Source organism: Flavobacterium sp. FlaQc-49 (assembly GCF_044005985.1).
Classification (GTDB): Bacteria; Bacteroidota; Bacteroidia; order Flavobacteriales; family Flavobacteriaceae; genus Flavobacterium; species Flavobacterium cupriresistens.
The window spans coordinates 615,183-635,147 of the sequence record NZ_JBIPCS010000003.1 but is presented as its reverse complement, the minus strand read 5'-3'; the positions used below and the strand labels follow the sequence as shown (position 1 = coordinate 635,147).

General features: G+C 34.9%; 13 protein-coding genes. 3 read left to right on the top strand and 10 right to left on the bottom strand.

Translation table 11 applies throughout. The features are described 5' to 3' along the window. The first annotated feature begins 6 nt into the window (after positions 1 to 6). Positions 7 to 1,095, top strand: a complete 1,089-nt coding sequence (locus ACHRV3_RS09075; RefSeq protein ID WP_395434014.1) for a T9SS type A sorting domain-containing protein — start codon at positions 7 to 9, stop codon at positions 1,093 to 1,095. Between the two features lie 1,243 nt (positions 1,096 to 2,338). On the opposite strand, the gene ACHRV3_RS09070 is transcribed toward ACHRV3_RS09075, so the two are convergent. The 4 genes from ACHRV3_RS09070 to ACHRV3_RS09055 form a co-directional block, all read right to left on the bottom strand. Continuing rightward, entirely contained in the window at positions 2,339 to 3,241 is a 903-nt protein-coding gene (locus ACHRV3_RS09070) for a glycerophosphodiester phosphodiesterase family protein (RefSeq protein ID WP_395434013.1), read from the bottom strand. 106 nt (positions 3,242 to 3,347) lie between these two features. Next, positions 3,348 to 4,745 carry a RagB/SusD family nutrient uptake outer membrane protein gene (locus tag ACHRV3_RS09065; protein WP_395434012.1) on the bottom strand — a complete coding sequence of 466 codons (1,398 nt, stop codon included), beginning with the start codon at positions 4,743 to 4,745 and terminating at the stop codon, positions 3,348 to 3,350. An 11-nt stretch (positions 4,746 to 4,756) separates the two neighbouring features. Then, on the bottom strand, positions 4,757 to 8,032 hold the full coding sequence (locus ACHRV3_RS09060) for a SusC/RagA family TonB-linked outer membrane protein (RefSeq protein ID WP_395434011.1): 3,276 nt from the start codon (positions 8,030 to 8,032) through the stop codon (positions 4,757 to 4,759). 899 nt (positions 8,033 to 8,931) lie between these two features. Then, positions 8,932 to 9,660 carry a hypothetical protein gene (locus tag ACHRV3_RS09055; protein ID WP_395434010.1) on the bottom strand — a complete coding sequence of 243 codons (729 nt, stop codon included), beginning with the start codon at positions 9,658 to 9,660 and terminating at the stop codon, positions 8,932 to 8,934. Between the two features lie 333 nt (positions 9,661 to 9,993). On the opposite strand from ACHRV3_RS09055, the gene lysS reads away from it, so the two are divergent. Beyond that, on the top strand, positions 9,994 to 11,697 hold the full coding sequence (lysS, locus tag ACHRV3_RS09050; protein WP_047777948.1) for a lysine--tRNA ligase: 1,704 nt from the start codon (positions 9,994 to 9,996) through the stop codon (positions 11,695 to 11,697). A 91-nt stretch (positions 11,698 to 11,788) separates the two neighbouring features. Here lysS and ACHRV3_RS09045 read toward each other — a convergent pair whose 3' ends face one another. Together ACHRV3_RS09045 and ACHRV3_RS09040 are read right to left on the bottom strand one after the other, a co-directional pair. Next, positions 11,789 to 12,391 carry a hypothetical protein gene (locus ACHRV3_RS09045; protein WP_395434009.1) on the bottom strand — a complete coding sequence of 201 codons (603 nt, stop codon included), beginning with the start codon at positions 12,389 to 12,391 and terminating at the stop codon, positions 11,789 to 11,791. A gap of 53 nt (positions 12,392 to 12,444) precedes the next feature. Further along, positions 12,445 to 13,464, bottom strand: coding sequence for a 2-hydroxyacid dehydrogenase (locus ACHRV3_RS09040; protein WP_395434008.1), 1,020 nt, complete (start codon positions 13,462 to 13,464; stop codon positions 12,445 to 12,447). Positions 13,465 to 13,659: 195 nt separating this feature from the next. Here ACHRV3_RS09040 and ACHRV3_RS09035 point away from each other — a divergent pair, with 195 nt between their 5' ends. Then, the gene (locus ACHRV3_RS09035; RefSeq protein ID WP_047777954.1) at positions 13,660 to 14,094 is read left to right on the top strand and encodes a hypothetical protein; all 435 of its coding nucleotides are present in this window, start codon (positions 13,660 to 13,662) and stop codon (positions 14,092 to 14,094) included. A 46-nt stretch (positions 14,095 to 14,140) separates the two neighbouring features. Here ACHRV3_RS09035 and ACHRV3_RS09030 read toward each other — a convergent pair whose 3' ends face one another. The 4 genes from ACHRV3_RS09030 to ACHRV3_RS09015 all read right to left on the bottom strand — a co-directional run bounded on the left by ACHRV3_RS09030 (position 14,141) and on the right by ACHRV3_RS09015 (position 19,962). Then, positions 14,141 to 16,615, bottom strand: a complete 2,475-nt coding sequence (locus tag ACHRV3_RS09030; RefSeq protein ID WP_395434006.1) for a zinc-dependent metalloprotease — start codon at positions 16,613 to 16,615, stop codon at positions 14,141 to 14,143. A 180-nt stretch (positions 16,616 to 16,795) separates the two neighbouring features. Next, positions 16,796 to 18,082 (bottom strand): glutamate-1-semialdehyde 2,1-aminomutase, encoded by a 1,287-nt coding sequence (hemL, locus tag ACHRV3_RS09025; protein ID WP_047777958.1) that lies wholly within the window; start codon positions 18,080 to 18,082, stop codon positions 16,796 to 16,798. A gap of 91 nt (positions 18,083 to 18,173) precedes the next feature. Then, complete coding sequence (locus ACHRV3_RS09020; protein WP_395434005.1) at positions 18,174 to 19,073, bottom strand: glucosaminidase domain-containing protein; 900 nt, start codon at positions 19,071 to 19,073, stop codon at positions 18,174 to 18,176. Beyond that, positions 19,066 to 19,962: a 1-aminocyclopropane-1-carboxylate deaminase/D-cysteine desulfhydrase gene (locus tag ACHRV3_RS09015; protein WP_395434004.1), complete on the bottom strand. Its 897-nt coding sequence runs from the start codon at positions 19,960 to 19,962 to the stop codon at positions 19,066 to 19,068. Before ACHRV3_RS09015 ends, ACHRV3_RS09020 begins: the two co-directional genes overlap by 8 nt. Positions 19,963 to 19,965: the final 3 nt, after the last annotated feature.

Here is a 19,965-nt window from a genome sequence, read left to right as displayed (position 1 = left end):
TACGTTATGAAAAATATTTCTCTTTATCCTTTTTCGATAGGACAAACAAAGTTTTTATCCGTACTATTGGTGCTAAATTTTAATATGTCTTTTTCTCAGACAGAGCCTTATTCCTATTTTGCGCCTTATGGGAATAATATACTTACAAGCACGTCGGAACCCGATCATAATTCACAGATTATTACTGCGAATCAATTAAATAATTTATCTCAAAATACTGATGGACTAGTAATCATTTGTGATTTTGAAGCACCAAAAAATGGGGATCAATTATTGAGTTTTGAAAGCAGTAAAGGGAGATCTTTAGAAGTCTACTATCAAAATCAAACCATGATGCTTAGAAGATATCATGAAAATGGTACTCATTACGATTATCTTTTATTTGATCCGTTATTTACTCTAAAAGAGCAGACTCCTGTTGATGCAGTCTGGACAGTACGATACTTTTTTACAGCCCGCTTTATGTGGATTGAAGTACAAATAAAGCAGACTACAATTCCAGTTAGCACTCAATATTTGTCAGCAACTTACTTTGGTCTGGATTACAAGTTCAACGATACTAATTCTCCTATGAATGAATTTTTACAGAGGAATACTACCGCTAAAATTCGCTTGGGTTCTAATTCTAATAATAGAAAATTTAAAATACCGGGGATACTTAAAATACATGAATTTAAATATTCTGAACTTAAAGATCATATCCAAACTCATTTTTCATATCCAAAAAAAGTAGATAACACACAAGAAAAAATAGAAATTGCGTCCACACCTAAAACTATTGAAGCTAAGAATAACGAATTAGGGATAGCACAAACAGAGGATTTAGAAACAAATAATGATTTTGAATTTAAAGTGTACCCAAACCCTTCCACAGCATACTTTAACATAGAAATTAATTCAAAAAGCAATAGTGAAATTAAAGTGCAAATTTTTAATATTCACGGTCAGGAATTGTATTCTAAAGCTAAAAATCTAAATTTAGGTTATAACAAAATTACAATAAACTATAGTGATCTTAGGTCGAGTAGCAATGTGATGTTTTTAAAAATAACCGCAAAAGGCAATATTTATTCTTACAAAATACTGCACAACTAATAATTAGGTACATCCACAATAACACAAACTATCGTTTTACAAAATTACCTTGCAAGAAACAAACCCCGAAATCACTCAAAAAGAGCCAAAAACGAGGTTTTTTTCAAAGATATGACGACAAAAATATTAGAAAAAAGCTTTAATCAGATAAAATCTGTAGTAATTCTAGATTTTAAGAAAGTGCGTTCGGGACTTTGACAAAAAGTTCCTAATCTTAAAGACTGCGAGCAAAAAAAGCACAGATTAAAGAATTAAAAATGATTCAATACTATCTGTGTGAATCTTTTTATTTTAATTCTATCTAACTCTTTTTTAAGTTATTAAAACAAGTTGTTTAGATTCCTCGTTTTCATGACCTTCTTAATCATTTTGCCACGAATTTTACCAATTGGCACGAATTATTTTTTTTGCCACTGATCAAAAGGATTTACACAGATTTTGTAAATCCCTTTAATCCTTTAATTCTATCTAATTCTTTTTAAGTTATTAAAAACAAGTTATTTAGACTCATCGTTTTCATGACCTTCTTAATCATTTTGCCACGAATTTCACCAATTGGCACGAATTATTTTTTTTGCCACTGACCAAAAGGATTTACACAGATTTTGTAAATCCTTTTAATCCTTTAATTCTTTTTAAATTATTAAAAACGAACTATTTAGACTCATCGTTTTCATGACCCTCTTCATCATTTTGCCACGAATTTCACCAATTGGCACGAATTATTTTTTTTGCCACTGATCAAAAGGATTTACACAGATTTTGTAAATCCTTTTAATCCTTTAATCCTATCTAATTCTTTTTAAGTTATTAAAAACAAGTTATTTAGACTCATCGTTTTCATGACCTTCTTTCATCATTTTGCCACGAATTTCACCAATTGGCACGAATTATTTTTTTTGCCACTGATCAAAAGGATTTACACAGATTTTGTAAATCCTTTTAATCCTTTAATCTGTGGCTTTCTTTGCTCATAGGCCTGTAAAGTTATCGACTCTTTGTCAAAGTTGTAAACCCACTTTCTTGAAGTCAGTGGCAAAAAAAATAATTAGTGACAAACTGTAATTGCTTCGCCTGTTCACCAAGCACGTGTGGCAAAAGATCAAAAAACACTGAATACAAACGACTTATTTACCAACAAATTAAAAAAAGAGTTATCGAATTAAAGACACTATCCTGAAATTATCGGCAATTTTTTCAACTTACACGCTTTTAGGATAGTATCTTTTCGTCATGAATTCCGCTAATTTAAAGTATGAAGTCTTTTTCTTTTTAGATACTCTAATAATTCTGCCGGCCTGTCGGTTTGTATCATTGTTGCCCCATGCTCTATAACCCATCCCCAATTTTCGTTGGGGGAATCTAAAGCACGTTCATCTTCATGACCGGCACACATTTCGCTCCATAAGGTGTTTACCCAAATTCTTCTTCCTCTTTGTTTTATCTTTTTTATTTGTTCAAACACAGGTGATTTTTCAAAAGAATATAGTATCTCGAAGGCGATAGGACGGGTCTTATTGAGGTACTCATCAACAAAAGCATTTAGGTTTGTTTGTTCTTCTTTGACAATGGGAATGTAAAAAATATCATTTAACAGTGAACCATACTTAGCATTCACTTCAGTATAAGAATCTTCTCCTTTGATTAATGCCTGACGAAGTGTTCCCGTTTTCTTTAATACGTCAACAATCTTATCTATATATTCCCAACTCTTATCAACGTTTATCAGTATCTTCCCTTTTGCCGTAAGCATAAATTCTTCAAAAGTCGGAATTCGTTCATAAGTCTTTCTGTTTAGACCACCGGTAAGATAAAATTTCTGTAATTCAGCATAGGTATAATCGGATAATTTCCCTTTTCCGGTGGTGGTACGATCAATGGTCGTATCGTGCATTAATACTAAAACACTGTCTTTTGTAAATCTGACATCTGTTTCCATTATGTCGACTCCCATCTCAATAGATTTTTTTAACGCTTTTATAGAATTTTCGGGAGCATTCCTCCAATCTCCGCGATGCGCAGCCACAAAAATATATTTGCTCCCGGAATCTTCTAAAATACCAATGAGCTTATCAGAATGAGTTTGAGCCTGAATAATATCGAAGAATAGTATCAGCAATACTATCGCTATGTGTATTTTTTTCATTTTGTACTTTTATATTTGGATTTAAATAAATTTGATGATCAGAAAAAAAACATAATTTTGACACTTTTTACAATTATCATGCTTCTTTCCTGGTGTTTAATAAAACTTAATAACCCGGATTTTGTTTGATAGCCGGATCCGTGTTTATCTCTGTTAAAGGAATAGGCATTAAGAGATTATGGCTATCAATAGTTATCAATATTCCCTCACTTTTAAACCACTGATTCATTACCGTTATTGCCGTGCCTTTGCGAAGTAAATCAAACCATCTATCTCCTTCTCCCACTAATTCAAGTTTTCGTTCCAAATCAACAGCACTTCGCATATCCGTCTGATTTACAGCAAAAATATTCGCAAGCCCTGCCCGGGTTCGTATTAAATTTAAGTAAGTTGCTGCCTCAGCAATATTACCTTGTTCCGTTTCTATTTCCGCCAACATTAAGATAATATCTGCATAACGAATAACGACTACATTACTTCCTCCATCTGCAGGAACTGTACTGCTTTTAGTCAGTTTTAAAGAAAAAGGAACTCCTGATACTGTAAGGCTAACGTATTTACCTTTACGACTATCTGCGGTTGTATACTCATTATACAGATTTTTGGTCGGAAGGTTATGTCCTTTTGCTCCCGATATTGCTCCTGAGGGGCTAAATATTTGATGCATACTACTTCCTTCACTATTACCATTTATACCGGAAGCAAATTGAACTGAAAATAGTATTTCTTTATTTGTTTCCTTGTTACTATCAAAAACATCTGCAATAGGCACTAAATCATGACTATTAGAATCTTTAACTTTTAGTAACCACATTTTAGCTTTTTGCAGATCATGCAGCGTCAAATAGACTTTGCCCAATAAGCCTTGCGCAGCAGTTTTAATAACTTTGCCCGGTTTAGCGGCTTTTACAGGCAAAAGGACTTCGGCTTCTGTAAGGTCTTTTATAATTTGCTCATATACAACCTTAGTAGATACTCTTCCCTGCCCTAAATAACTATTAGGATTTGTTGTTTCCTTAGTAACTAATGGCACATCTCCATACAATCTTACCAAATTGAAATACAAAAGTGCGCGAATAAATTTCATTTCTCCTATTCGATTATCTTTAGTAACGGCAACTTTAAAGGGAATCTTTTCGATTCTGTTTAACACCACATTAGCGCACTGAATTGCGTTGTAAGAATCTCTCCAGGTTTCACCTATTGAACCGACAATACTTGTAACACTAAAATCATCCAACTTGCCGAACGTACCGTCATCATTTAGTGGAACTTCATCATAAGTCGCATCAGAAGGAATCTCTCCCAGAGCTACCATATTTAGTCCATAAAGGCCATTTAATTGCAAACCATTATAAGTACCGTTAACGGCTTCTTCAATTTCGATTTCTGTGCTATAAAATTTAGTAGCCACTTTTGACGTGATAGGATCCTGATATAAATCATCTGTACAGGAAAATTGCATCATCACACAGAAAAAACTTATTATTTTTATTCTTTTCATAATAGCTATGGTTAAAAAGTTAAATTAATTCCAAAAATTACAGATTTTGTATTGGGATAAATACGATTATTATTAAATCCCATTTCAAGAATATTGTCTGTTTCTGCTTCAGAATTAAAACCTCTGTATTTCGTAATGTTTATGAGATTATTACCCGAAAGGTAAATTCTTGCCCTTGTTAAACCAATCTTTTTTATGGCTGTCTTAGGTAAATTGTAAGCTATTTGTATGTCTCGAAGTCTTATATAATCTGCATTTGTAAAAGTGTTACTTGATCCTCTGGCTGCTTGTCTGTTTGACGAAAAATTTCCCGTGTTGGGTTGGCCCAAAAAACCGTTCGGATTATTAACAGGATGATACCTGTTCTTAAAATAATAGGTACTTGGCATCGAAAAACCTTCACCGGATTCCAAAAACACAGCCGTCTCTTTAGCGAGTTTTTTTCTGCCCTGAATTCCGTTGATAGAGAAGCTTAATTCAAAATCTTTATAAGCAAAAGAAGAATTAAAACCATAGGTAATCTTAGGAGCATAACTTCCAAAGCCTTTTTTATCTTTGTTGTCAATAATTCCATCGTTATTACTATCTTCCATAATGTAGTCCCCTGTTAGAGTACCTGGTATATGGGGTGTTGCTGCAATTTGTTCATTTGTTTTATAGACTCCCAAGATATTATATCCATAAAGTTCTGCAATAGGGCCTCCGACTTTTGTTCTGTAAGATCCTTGATAACCTGTTATTATTTCATTCTGATTATTACCCAATTTTAATACTTCGCTTTTATTGGTTGTAATATTTCCTCCAAAATTCCATTTTACTTGCCCCAGATTAATTCCATTTCCTTCAAATGAAATTTCAATACCCGAATTTTTTAATTCTCCGGTATTTTGAGTAGAAGTTGTAAACCCTGATTGCTGCGGTACTGGCACATTTAGAAGTAAATCACTGGTAATAGATGTATAAAAATCAGCCGTGAAATTAAACTTTCTATAAATAGTTAGATCCAGTCCCAGATTGGTTGACGCTCTGTTTTCCCATGATAAATCCGGATTAGGGGAACTGGTAGTTGTAAATCCGGGACTTAAATCATTTCCGTATACATAATTTTGAGAATTTACTAACGCAATAGACCCATAAGACCCAATTTGATTATTTCCCGTTTTCCCCCAACTGGCGCGTATTTTAGCAAAAGTAAAAATCGTCGTTTCAGGGAAAAAAGTTTCTTTACTTACTATCCAACCTGCTGCTATCGAAGGGAAAAGACCCCATTTTGAATTAGAACCAAAACGAGAGGAACCATCACGTCTTAAAGTCCCTGTGAGTTGATACTTTTGTTTATAAAAATACTGAGCACGGCCAAGATAGGAGATCAACACCCATGCCTCTTTTGAGCTGGAAACTTTATAAGCACTGGCTCCGGCAATATTTGGGAGATTATCATCTGAGATCCCTGTACCGGTAATATCTGATGAGGTTCCTTCTTCTCTTTGGTACGTATATCCTGCCAATAGTTCTATTTGATGCTCTCCAAAATTTTTAGTATAATTTAATGTATTCTCGGTAATAATATTTTTTGCAATTGAAACCGTTTCAGAAGCTATAGGCGCCTTGGGAGCGGGCATTCGATAATACCCTACTGAGGATGGGCTATAGAATTGTTTTAAAGGATTTCTGTAATCTCCACCAAATAATGTTTTAAATTGCAGTCCATCACTAATATCATAGGTAACAAAAGCATTTCCGAACAGCCTGAAATAACGCTCCACATTTGAGTTTAGCTTTATGATCGCAACCGGATTTTCTGCCAAAGCACCGTCTTGAGGAGCATTTGCGGCAAGTTGGTCGCCAATAGCTAAGGAACCATCTTTAGTATAAGGGCTAAAAAACGGATAGGAAATAATAAGTGAGAGAACAGGGTTGGTGTTAAATCCATCATCCTGATCGTACTTATTCTGAACCGAATAAGATGGGTTCAAGCTAATACCAAATTTAAATTTATCGGATAGTTCCGTATTAAACCGAATCGAAGAAGTATAACGTTCATAATCTGTTTCGATAACGATTCCTTGTTGTTTGAAATAATTTGTAGAAATGTAGTAATTTGATTTTTCATTTCCTCCGGAAATTCCGAGCGAATAATTCTTCATAAGTGCATCTCTAAAAACTTCATCCATCCAATTGGTGTTTGCTAGTCCTGATAATCCGGGGTTTTTCAGGTAATTAAGTCTAAGCTCACGCTTGCCTGCTCCCTTTGCTATTCTTGTGGCTTCGTCATCATTTTCACTGCGGGTGGTTGGTTTTTTAGAGACATATCCCCAATCCCGGGCTTCATTAAAAAATTGAGCCGCCTGATTTGCATTTACTAATTCTACTCTGGATGCCTGTCTCTGGATACCGGTATAATAATCTAATGATATTGTTGGAGCCCCTTTTTTTCCTTTTTTTGTAGAAACCAGAATAACTCCATTTGCCCCCCTTGAGCCATAAATAGCGGCAGAAGCAGCATCCTTTAGCACATTTATAGATTCAATATCATAAGAATTTATACTGTTTAATGTTGTTCCCTCAGAAAGAGGAACACCGTCTACAACAATAAGAGGATTAGAGCCTGCAGTTAATGTGCCTGTACCGCGAATAATTATCTTTGAAGAGGATCCCGGTTGTCCTGATGTTTCATTCACTTGAACTCCTGCCATTTTTCCACTTAATTGTTGTGCAAAATTGGCTCCTGCTACCTTATTCAGTTCATCTGTTTTTATTTGAACCGAAGCCCCCATTACCTTAGTTTTTGACTGTTTTCCATAACCAATAACTACTACTTCGTCCAGAACTTTAGAGTCTTCCTGAAGTATAATACTAACCGTGTTTTTGTCTGATACTGTAATTGATGTGGTGATATAACTTATACAGGAAATCTCGAGTATATCCCCTATTGAAGCTTCTATATCAAATTTACCTTCGGAATCAGAAATTGTGGTTTTACTGGTTTCCTTATTTTTTATAGTTGCTCCGGCAATGAATAGCCCTTTACTATCTGTAATTATTCCTGTAATTTTCTCCTTAATCTGATCAATAGGTTGATTTACTACATCAATCGAAATCCTTCTTTTTGTATCAAAATCATCTGATTCAAAAACAAAAGAGTACCCACTTTTCTCTTTCAGAATCCCTTTGGTTTCTTTAACACTTATACCATTATAATTCAAACATATAACTCGAGAATAACACGTTAAATTTAGAAAATACAGTGCCATGGTCAACAATGTGACCTTTATTTTGTTATTCATAAAATTGGTTTTTATATTAATTTTTGGATATCTAATCCTGAAGAAGAGATAATTTTTACTTTTATATCTTGTTTCAGAATTTTCTGGCTAGACGGTTCAAAGTATAGAACTCGAAAATGCGGCTATTTTTTGATTTTTTATTTTGATTTTTTTTTAAATACTGCTCCTTTTTTCTCCATAGTTTTTGTTTTTAAAATACACTTTCTGTATTTCGAATTAAAACTACATCAATTTATGTATCGCCCTTAATTTGCTTTATTACTGTATACCATAAAACTATAATCGATCATTAGCTTATTATTATTTGTTAAGACAACATGTCATTTCCAAATAATAATAAGCCGCGTGAGTGTCGAATTCTATTGTTACAACAAAAAAATAGCGCTAAGCAGTTGTCATCAGAAGCTGTTCTTTTCTGCCTTTCTCCTCCTATCCAACCACTCCATTTAAAAACGATTTTGGTTAAACCATCTTCAACCGAGATATTCTTTACTTTCTGCAAAAAATATATAATTAGTATAAAATCGAATAGGGTCTATGAAAGAAAATGAACTCCATTGTGAAAAAGTTTGTGCTTATCCTATTGCAATGCTGAACATTACTAATAGTACAGAATAAAGAAAACATTTCATAGAAGTTGGAAATGCTTTCACAATAGATTTTCCGGACGCTTCAGTTCGCCGGAACATGGAAAAAAAAATATTGCAGTATAACGCGCCAGAATTATACTTAACATCTAAGAGAAAAGTTGGATTTTACTTATATAATAGAATGCAATTAAGAAACAAATTTCTACCACATTATCAAATCCTTAAAATTTAAATGGGTTAAATATCTTTGTGTTCTTAAAAATTTCAGGCTGTTCTAAAATAATTATATCTTATTAGGTTAGATTAACCTTATTGCTCTAAAATCACTTCCAGATTGGAAGTTTCTGGATTTTGAAGACAATCTGAAAGCTGCAAAACCAGTTTTAGTGACTTTTTATCAGAGCTGACAATTGCCTTTTCATTAGAAACCGTTTTTATTTTCCGGGGAAAATGATACTCCAGATTATAGGTTTGTACTAATTTAAAACCAGAAGTTTTCTTTTTAAATTTCTCAATTTCTTCCTGTTTTTTCTTTAGTTCTTCTGGATTTGTAATTTTTATAACTCTTTTAAAAGTGATACCATCAAAAGTAAAACTGACATGGTAATAATGTTCCTCAGCACTTAAAGCATAATTATGTTTCAAATCATCGGCATATTCTGTTGTTTTATGTAAGTCCGGAATAGCTTCTACTTTGCTAAAATGATGCGTAAATGTATTTTTGACTTCTTTCTCAAAGGAACTTTCCTTGAGATGCACTTTGACCTCTTTGTACTGATTAAAAACAGCTTTTTCAGCTGCAGGAAGTTTTGCAAAATTCTCCGCATATTTTGTGATGTATTCCTGAAAAACATAAGTGGTATCCCGGAATCTTTCTTCTCTTGAATAATTCTCACCAGCCAATTGCATATAACTGTGTTCGTCACGAGTTGCTACGGTTTCGATCGTACCGCTTCCGTCTGAGTTCAGGTTTATCGTTTCGGTAATTTGACAGCTTGCAAAGAGAATTAGGGGTAAAAGGGCTAGTAGTTTTTTCATTTACTTTTTTAGAGATGCTAAGGTACTGAGTGGCTAAGATACTGAGATTTTTAGTTGATTTACTTCGAATTTATTTTAAGTTTTAAGTTTTCACATTCTTCTCGTAGAAATGCTCGAAAGGCTTCTGAAAATGAAATTTCTGGTTTAGCCCCGATAGCAGCGGCATCCTTTTTCCGGTTTCTTTAACCGAGAAAAGATACAGCGAATAGCGGGACAAATGGTGCTGAAAAACCCTTTTTTTGTGCTCCTGAAAAAACTGGAATTATTTTCAAATTTTGAAATTGTCATTTTTTCAAAATTGACTATCTTTGCCCACTTAAAAAACAGTATATAATGGCCTTATCTGAACAAGAAATCATCCGAAGAGAGAAACTTCAAAACTTACGCAACTTAGGAATCAATCCTTATCCTGCTAATCTTTTTCCTGTAAATCATACTTCAAAGCAAATAAAGGAGTCGTTTGAAGAAGGTAAGAAGGTGATCGTTGCCGGACGTTTGATGAGTGTGAGAGATCAAGGGAAAGCTTGTTTTGCTGAATTGCAGGATAGCGAAGGACGTATACAATTGTACGTAAATCGCGATGTTTTGTGTGAAGGCGATGACAAAACTTTGTACAATACGGTTTTTAAAAAATTGACCGATTTAGGAGATTTTATTGGTATTGAAGGGGAATTGTTTACGACTAAAGTTGGTGCACAATGTATTCGTGTTGACGGTTTTACTTTTTTGAGCAAAACGTTACGCCCGCTTCCTTTACCAAAAGTGGATGAAGATGGAAATGTACACGATGCTTTTAACGATGCTGAATTGCGTTACAGAATGCGTTATGTAGATTTAACGGTAAACCAAAACGTAAAAGAGACTTTTATAAAACGTACGAAATTGTTTAACGCCATGCGTGACTTTTTTAATGGTGCGGGTTATCTTGAGGTTGAGACTCCGGTTTTACAACCTATTGCAGGTGGTGCTGCGGCGCGTCCGTTTATTACGCACCATAATTCGCTTGACATTCCGCTATACATGCGTATTGCCAACGAATTGTATTTAAAAAGATTGATTGTTGGTGGTTTTGAAGGTGTTTATGAGTTTTCTAAAAACTTCCGTAACGAAGGAATGGACAGAACACATAACCCGGAATTTACCGCTATGGAAATATATGTAGCCTACAAAGACTACAATTGGATGATGAACTTTGCCGAAGATCTTCTGGAGCATTGTGCTGTTGCTGTTAATGGTAGTTCTGATGTGGTTTTTGGAGAACACACCATTAATTTTAAGGCTCCATACGCTCGTGTAACGATGACTGATTCGATCAAACATTTTACCGGTTTTGATATCTCAGGTAAATCGGAAGAGGAGCTTTACGAAGCTGCCAAAGGAATGGGAATTGACGTTGACAAAACAATGGGGAAAGGAAAATTGATTGATGAAATTTTTGGAGCAAAATGTGAAGGAAATTACATTCAACCAACTTTCATTACGGATTATCCTAAAGAAATGTCTCCACTTTGTAAAGAACACCGCGACAATCCTGAGTTAACAGAGCGTTTTGAGTTAATGATTTGTGGTAAAGAAGTAGCCAATGCTTATTCTGAATTGAACGATCCAATTGACCAAAGAGAGCGTTTTGAAGATCAAATGCGCTTGTCTGAAAAAGGGGATGATGAAGCAAACGGAATTATCGATGAGGATTTCTTAAGAGCTCTTGAGTATGGTATGCCTCCAACTTCAGGTATGGGGATTGGAATGGACCGTTTGATGATGTACCTGACTAATAATGTGTCTATTCAAGAAGTTTTATTGTTCCCGCAAATGCGTCCGGAGAAAAAACAAATCGCTATTGAATTGACTGACGAAGAAAAATTTATCATCGATCTTTTGAAAGGAAACGAAAATAAAGTTGAATTAACGCAGTTAAAAATAAAAGCTAATCTAAGCGGTAAAAAATGGGATTCTGCAATGAAAGGTTTATCGAAACATGGCTTGACTAAAGTTGCCGTTGAAGGTGATTTTAAAATGGTTGAATTGGTGGAATAATTTTTTATCTGATTTAAATATAAATTCAAACCCGACAGGTTTTAAAAACCTGTCGGGTTTAATTATTTTATGTATATATTTTTTTAAGTTTCTAAAACGAATACTTCTCCAATTTCCCTGACTGAATATCCAAAATTTTCGGAGAATTTTCAGGTGTTTTTCCTTTCCAAACTTCCTGAACAGAAGGATTAGAAGGATATTTTCCGTTTTTCATTTTCACAAGATGAACAGCACTCCCACTATTAACAATAAGATCCTGAAATTTCTCTGAAGAAGTTGCTGCTGTAAGAATAGGAAAATTAGTTACCGTAAACGAATTTAGCACACTTCCGTCATTGTTCAGAATATAACCGGAGCAACCTCCGCTTCCGCAAAAGTAGGGATTGGAAAAGCCAACAAAATATTCGTTTTTCTTGTCATTATTTAAATCGAAAGCTTCGTAATAAAAGAACCTGTCGTCTTTTGTCATGGCTTTAAGATCATCTTTTAATAAAATTAGAAGTTGCTTTCTGATCATTTCGACCGCGTTATCATCTATATCAGGAACATCTCCTACATCCGCAGAACCTGTAGCAGTCTTTGTTAAGGTATCTTCTGCAATTGTTTTAACGATATTTTCCTTTGCCGGTTTTTCTTTATTCTGGCAAGAATACAGGGCCAAAATTGCACAGGCCATTAAAATTTTATTTTTCATATCTCTATTTTAAATTTATAACATTCTGCTTAAAATCAATTAACAACTCGGTTTTAAACCAGCAAAGCAGCTTTGTTTTTAATATCATTTTCAAGCAATAATGACTTAATATTATCAAAAGTGACTAAAGCAATTTGTGTTAATGCTTCGTTAGTAAAAAAAGCCTGATGGGCAGTAACCAGAACATTCGGAAAACTCATTAACCGCTGAATGGCATCGTCCTGAATAATGTCGGCAGAAAGATCTCTGAAAAACAACTTTTCTTCCTGCTCGTAAACATCGATCCCTAAATAACCTATTTTACCCTCTTTTAAACCTTCAATAACACTGGCTGTTTCTATTAATCCTCCCCTACTGGTATTGATGATCATCACTTGGTTTTTCATCAAAGCAATTGAGCTTTTATTGATCAGATGTTTCGTTTGTTCATTTAACGGACAATGCAGTGAAATAATATCACTCTCTTTAAAAATAGTTTTCAAATCGGTAAAAACAATACCGTCTTTTTCCATTTCCGGATCCGTTACAATATCGTAAGCTACTACTTTACATCCAAATCCTAAGGCAATTCTAGCGAATGCTTTACCAATATTTCCCGTTCCTATAATTCCGATTGTTTTTCCGAACAAATCGAAACCTAACAATCCGTTTAAGGAAAAATTCTGTTCCCGAACTCTATTATAAGCTTTGTGTGTTTTTCTGTTTAATGTCAAAATCATTGCCATGGCATGTTCTGCAACTGCTTGTGGCGAATAAGCGGGAACGCGACAAACCTTAAGATTGTATTTTTTTGCTGCTTCTAAGTCAACGTTATTAAAACCGGCGCAACGCAAGGCAATAATTTTCACGTTCTTTTCTGCCAATTGTTTGACAACGGCTTCATTGACAATATCATTCACAAAAACACAAACGATAGCGCACTCCTGAATTAAAGTTGCCGTTTGCGAATTGAGTTGGGTTTCGAAAAAATCCAATTCAAAACCAAACTCATTGTATTTATTAAAGAACGTTTTATCGTAAGGCTGCGTTGAAAAGAAAGCTACTTTATTTTCGCTCAAAGATCCTAAATCCATATACTTATCTGTTATTTATTCGCATTTATAAATTTCTTAAATTTAATGATTAATTCCGAATTTTCTTAAAAACAGAAAAGACGCTCTTATAAAACAATGAAGCCTAACCTGTTAAATAATCCATAATTATTGACACGCCATTAAACCTAATAAATTTTATAAAGTCTAATTGCTATAACCTTTAAAAAACAAATTATGAAAAAATTACTTATCGCAGCTTTGCTATTCGTTGGAATGGTAAGTTTTGCTCAAGACGCAGATCAAACTTCTAAGCCACAAAGAGAGAAGCTGACACCGGAACAACGCAATGACAAACAATTAAAAAAATTAACATCGGAACTGAATCTGGATGCCAGCCAACAAACTCAGGTAAAACAACTTTTAGCAGACAGAAGTGCCAAAGCACAAAGTTTTAAAGAAGCACGTCAGGCGAAAAAAGACAGTAATATGAAGCCAACGGCAGAGGAAAAAGCAGCTTTCAGAAAACAAATGACTGATGAAGTCGAAGCCAATGATGCCAAAATGAAATCGATCTTAAAAGCAGACCAATACACCAAATGGAAAGCAATTCAGGAAGACAACAAGGAAAAATTCAAAGAAAAAAGAAAAGAAAGAAGAGAGAATCCATAACAAAAAAAAGAGGCCTAAAAGCCTCTTTTTTCGTTAGTATCCAATTTTATTTCGGATTAAGTATCAAATCTATTCTTTTGATACAATCTTCATAATGGTATTTTGTTTCCGTATTCACAGCTGTTGCTTTTGCTACTGAAAGTGTTTTTCTTAACGCACTTAATTCACCACGAACCAAAGCTCTAACATCAGACTGAGACACATTATAGTAAGTCGCAGATCGATCCGTTGGTTTAATTTCTTCGGTCATCAAAAACCCCATTCGGTCAATGAAAGCACGTTGTAAATTTCTTCTGTAAATCGTTACATTACCTGCTGTACCTGCTTCTTTCCAAATTCCTTTGCGAATATCTTTAAACAAATCTAATGCTTTGTAAGTATCAGCTCCCAAAATTTCGTTATCCATTAGCCTTCCGATACGTCCTAAACTAAGCAGACTATTCAATTGTCTCACTTGTATCCCTCTGAATCTTTCTGTATAACCTGCGAAATCTGTATTTTTTAACGTCGTTACATTTACAATCCATGTTGGAGAAGCAAAAGCATTCGTTTGAAGCCAATTCATCGCCTCTATTTGTTTTGCTTTTGGAACTACCTCATAAACATTTCCGGATTGATTTGGGTTTTTAGTATTCTCATAAACACCTCCAACATTCGTAACCACGTGACCTACATAACGGCTCCAAACGTCTAATAATTCTTTATACAATTCATCTAAATCGTCATAGTTGTTGGTAACATTACTCGTCCATTCGTTTAAATGAGCTGCCACATACTCCAAATTTTTAAGTCCGTATGAACTTGCTTTCATTGAATTATTACCAACATCTTCTGTTTGAGAAGTCGGGTCAAATGAACTGCTTTGTTTCCCGTATTTATAAATTGGATTTCCTGCTTTTTCCACAATCCACTTATCTAATGTCGGTAATTCGTCTTGTGTCGTTTTTGCATTCGGAATTACTCTGTATCCCCAATTTAATGCATAATGATCGTAAGCACCCATTTTACGAATAAAACGTATGTTTTTATCACCTGGTTGCGCGATATAGTTGTAACGGGCATAATCCATTATACTTGCTGCAATACCATTTTCCTGAGTGAAATCTCCATTTCTGTAGCTTTCTGTATCGTAAGCACAACTTGCTCCCATATTATGTGGAAAACCTAATGCATGACCTACTTCGTGTGCAATAACCATTCGCATCATTTCTCCCATTTCCTCATCACTTGTTTGTAATGTTCTTGCCGATGGATTTGCTGCTCCGGTTTCAAGTAAATATCTGTTTCTGTACGAACGCAAATGATTGTGGTACCAAATAACATCACTCTCTATAATTTCTCCCGTTCTAGGGTCTGAAACGCTTGGACCTACTGCATTTCTGGTTGTGCTTGCCACATAACGAATTACAGAATAGCGAACATCTTCAGGGCTGAAATCAGGATCCTCCTCTTTTGTTGGAGCATCTTTGGCAATAATAGCATTTTTAAACCCGGCAGTTTCAAACGGTTTCTGCCATTCTTCAATTCCTTGTTTAATATACTTTCTAAGTTTTACCGGAGTTGCCGGATCTAAGTAATATACAATTGGTTTTACAGGCTCAACCAATTCTCCTCTTGCATACGCTTCAGGGTCTTTAGGTTCCATTCTCCAACGACGGATGTAAGTTTTAAGATCTGATTTTAATTCATTACTTCCATAATCGTATTGGCTCATTGTAAACCATCCTACTCTTGGATCTGCTAACCTCGGCTTCATAGGAACTTCCGGCAACAAAATCATAGATTGATTCATCTGAACACTAATCGATTCTGTTTCTTCCAGCATTGACGGCTTAGAAGCATTATAAGTCATGTCCTGAACCACCTCGATATTCATTGGAAAACTTTTCATCGTATTCACAAAACTTCTCGATTCGTCCAAACCTTTTACTTTGTAAACCTCTCTCATTTCCGGAGATATTCCGCTAATCGCTTTTACGTCTGTACTGTAAAATTTAGTAACATCCACAACAACATTAGCCGAATCTTTACTAAAAGAAACGATATCAAAAGCAAATAATGTAGGGTTGTAATTGTTCGCTTTAACCGAAATACTGATCGGCAAGCTGTCGTTTGCAACAGAATTATAAGATTTTGATTTGATTAAAATCTTATCCTGAAAACGTTGCCAAACCACTAATTGTTCATTTGTTTCTGAACCTGCGTTTACATATCCTCCTCCCAAATTAGAAGGCAACTTAGACAATCTGCTCACCAGAAGCATGTCTTTATTCAAATATTTATTCGGAATTTCGAAGTAGTATTTTTTATCCACTTTATGTACTGTAAAGAGCCCTTCATCAGAAACGGCATCTTTAGTAATGACTTTACTGTACTCTTTAATAGTTGATTCCGGCTTTTTTTCCGGTGGGGCAACTGCAGCTTCGCCCTTCTTAGATTTCTCTTTTTTAGATTGTGCAAATTGGCTTACAGGAAACAGTAAAAAAACTGTAGTCGCAGCGAAAATGTAAAATTTCTTCATTAATGGTAAATTTAATAGTGATTTGATAAACAAAAATAATTTTTGATGCTAATATTTAAGGATTTATATTTAATTTAACTTTTAATTAACTGTTAAAAATTAAAATACGATCCATAAAAAAAGCCTGACTTTACTTAAAAAATCAGGCCTAATTGTATATTTCGTTTCTAACACTTTGGTTTAGAACGTCTTTGAAACCTTATCAATGGCGTTAATTGTAAAATCTAAATCCTCGTAGCTTAAAGCATCTGTAATAAACCAGGTTTCGTAAGCAGATGGTGCGATATAAACACCTTCCTGCAATAATCCGTGGAAGAACTTTTTGAAAGTTTCGTTATCTCCTTTTGCAGCCGTTTGAAAATCGGTTACCGGATTTGCATCAAAATGCACCGAAATCATCGAACCTACTCTGTTGATCGTAAATACAACATTATTCGCTTTTAAAACCTTATCAATTCCTGCTTCCAAATAGGCCGTTTTTTCTTCCAAACGATCAAAGATAGCACGATCATTATTTAAGGATTGTAACATTGCCAATCCTGCAGCCATCGCCAAAGGATTCCCTGACAACGTTCCTGCCTGATAAACCGGACCAAGTGGCGCTAAGTAATTCATGATTTCTTCACGTGCAGCGAAAGCCCCAACCGGTAAACCTCCACCAATTACTTTTCCGAAAGTGACAATATCAGCATCAACATTAAACAACTCCTGAACACCACCACGAGCCAAACGGAAACCCGTCATAACCTCATCAAAAATCAATAGAATTCCGTTTGCGGTACATAGTTCTCTTAAGCCTTGCAGAAAACCTTCATGAGGAGGAATACAGCCCATATTTCCGGCAACTGGCTCGATAATAATAGCCGCAATTTCGTTTTTATTCGCTTCGATTAAAGTCTTTACATTCTCTAAATCATTGTATTTTGCCAACAAAGTATCTTTTGCAGTTCCTTCTGTAACCCCCGGACTATTTGGAGATCCGAAAGTTACCGCACCACTTCCTGCCTGAATCAAAAACGAATCAGAATGCCCGTGGTAACAACCTGCAAATTTTATAATTTTATCTCTTTTTGTAAAACCGCGAGCCAAACGAATCGCACTCATACACGCCTCTGTTCCTGAGTTTACAAAACGAATTTTATCAATATTCGGAACCATAGAAACGGCCAAAGCAGCGATTTCTGTTTCCAATTCCGTTGGCATTCCAAATGAAGTTCCCAACTTTGCTTTTTCGATTACAGCATCCACAACAGGCTGATAGGCATGACCTAAAATCATTGGCCCCCATGAATTAATGTAATCAATTAATTTATTTCCGTCTTCATCATACAAATAAGCACCTTTGGCACTTTTTACAAAAATTGGAGTCCCTCCAACGGCTTTAAAAGCTCGTACTGGTGAATTTACTCCTCCGGGAATTACTTTTTCTGCTTCAGCAAAAAGCTGACTACTTCTTTTATAAATCATATTTTAGATTTCTGAATTTAGATTTTAGATTTTTTTAATGTTTCCAACCCAACTGAAAACTGAGACTGAGACTGAGACCGAGACTAAAAAACTACCTAACTTTCAACTTCTGCCCAATAGAAAGCGCATTATCAGTAAGATTATTTTTCTGCTTCAAATCCTCCACCATTAAATTGAATTTTTTGGAAATCGAATACAAAGTATCTCCTTTTTGTACTTCATATAACGAAGGATCATTGGAATTGGAATTAGAGTTGGGACTAGAACTTGTATTGGTAGAAGAAGTTCTCACCGGAGCCGATTTATTATAAGGCGTATAGGCTTTTCCCGTAACCTGACAATCGTACTGATGCAGATTGTAACGTTCAATATAACTAATTAATTTATCGGGATAATTAGGATCTGTGGCGTAACCCGCTGCCCGTAATCCTTTTGCCCAGGCTTTATAATCGTCTTTTTCGTAAGTAAATAAGGTAGCATATCTATTTTTTCCAACTAAAAACAAAGCATGATCCCGGTACGATTCTGAAGCTTCTGTATATTTCCTAAAACATTCCTGAGCCGAATCATCGTCATGACGAACACTATCTCCCACCCAGTCTTTATGACATTTTATTCCGAAATGATTATTAGCTTCCAAAGCCAGATCGCCTCTTCCCGCACCCGATTCTAAAATTCCTTGTGCCAAAATAATACTGGCAGGAATACCATATTTCTGCATATTACCTACTGCAATATCCTTGTATTGCAACACATAATTATTGATTAAATCACTGGTAACAACGGTTTTTGAAGTAGACTGAATAACTTCGCTTGTATTATTTTTAGAAGGATTTTTGGCTACTGGTTTAGAATTAGCCGTTTTTCTTGTCGAAGCGGTTCTGGGTTTTTGAATTGCTGCTGCTTTTTTAGTTGTTGCAATAGCAGGTTTGCTGGAAGAACAGCTTGCCAACGCTGCAATCAGGAAGAGTATTATTATTTTCTTAAACATTCGTTTTTAGTATTGGTAATTTTTTCTGCTTCAACTTTAAATTCATTCCATCAATTCCCTGTAGTCCTCCGGTGTGAATGAGTAAAATTTTTGAATGCGCAGGAAAATAGTTTTTATGGATCATATCTATAACGCCAAAAACCATCTTTCCTGTATAAACCGGATCTAAAGGCACTTTATTTTCTTCAAAAAAAGCATTAATAAATTCAACTAATTCTAAATTTATCTTGCCATATCCTCCAAAATGATAGTCAGAAATCAAACTCCAGTTCTCATTTTTGACAAAAATACGAATTTCATCCTTTAAAAAGTCACCTTTTAACGCTGGAAACCCTAAAATTTTCTGATTTGGAAAGGCACTATTTATCAATCCCGAAATTGTTCCACCTGTTCCAACGGCACAACAAACGTAATTAAAATCGGCATCTTCGGCGGTTAAAATCTCTTCACAGCCCTTTACAGCCAATTCATTTGTACCACCTTCGGGCACCAGATAGAAGTCACCAAATTGCTGTTTTAAATTTTGTAAAAACGAAATTTCATTCTTAAGCCGATAATCTTCTCTGGAAACAAATTCAAATTGCATTCCGTTTTCCTGAGCAAATCTTAAAGTTGGATTTTCTTCCATTTTATCAAAAAGTTCTTCCCCACGAATCACTCCGATTGTTTTAAAACCCTGCTCTTTTCCGGCATAAGCAACCGCAGCAATATGATTGGAAAAAGCACCGCCAAAAGTCAATACTGTTTCTTGATTCTCGGCTTTCGCCTGAAGTAAATTGTATTTTAATTTTCTAAATTTATTTCCGGAAACAAACGGATGGAGTAAGTCTTCGCGTTTTATCGTCAAAGAAATATGATTGGGAAGATCGATATGAATTTGTTGGTTCAAAAT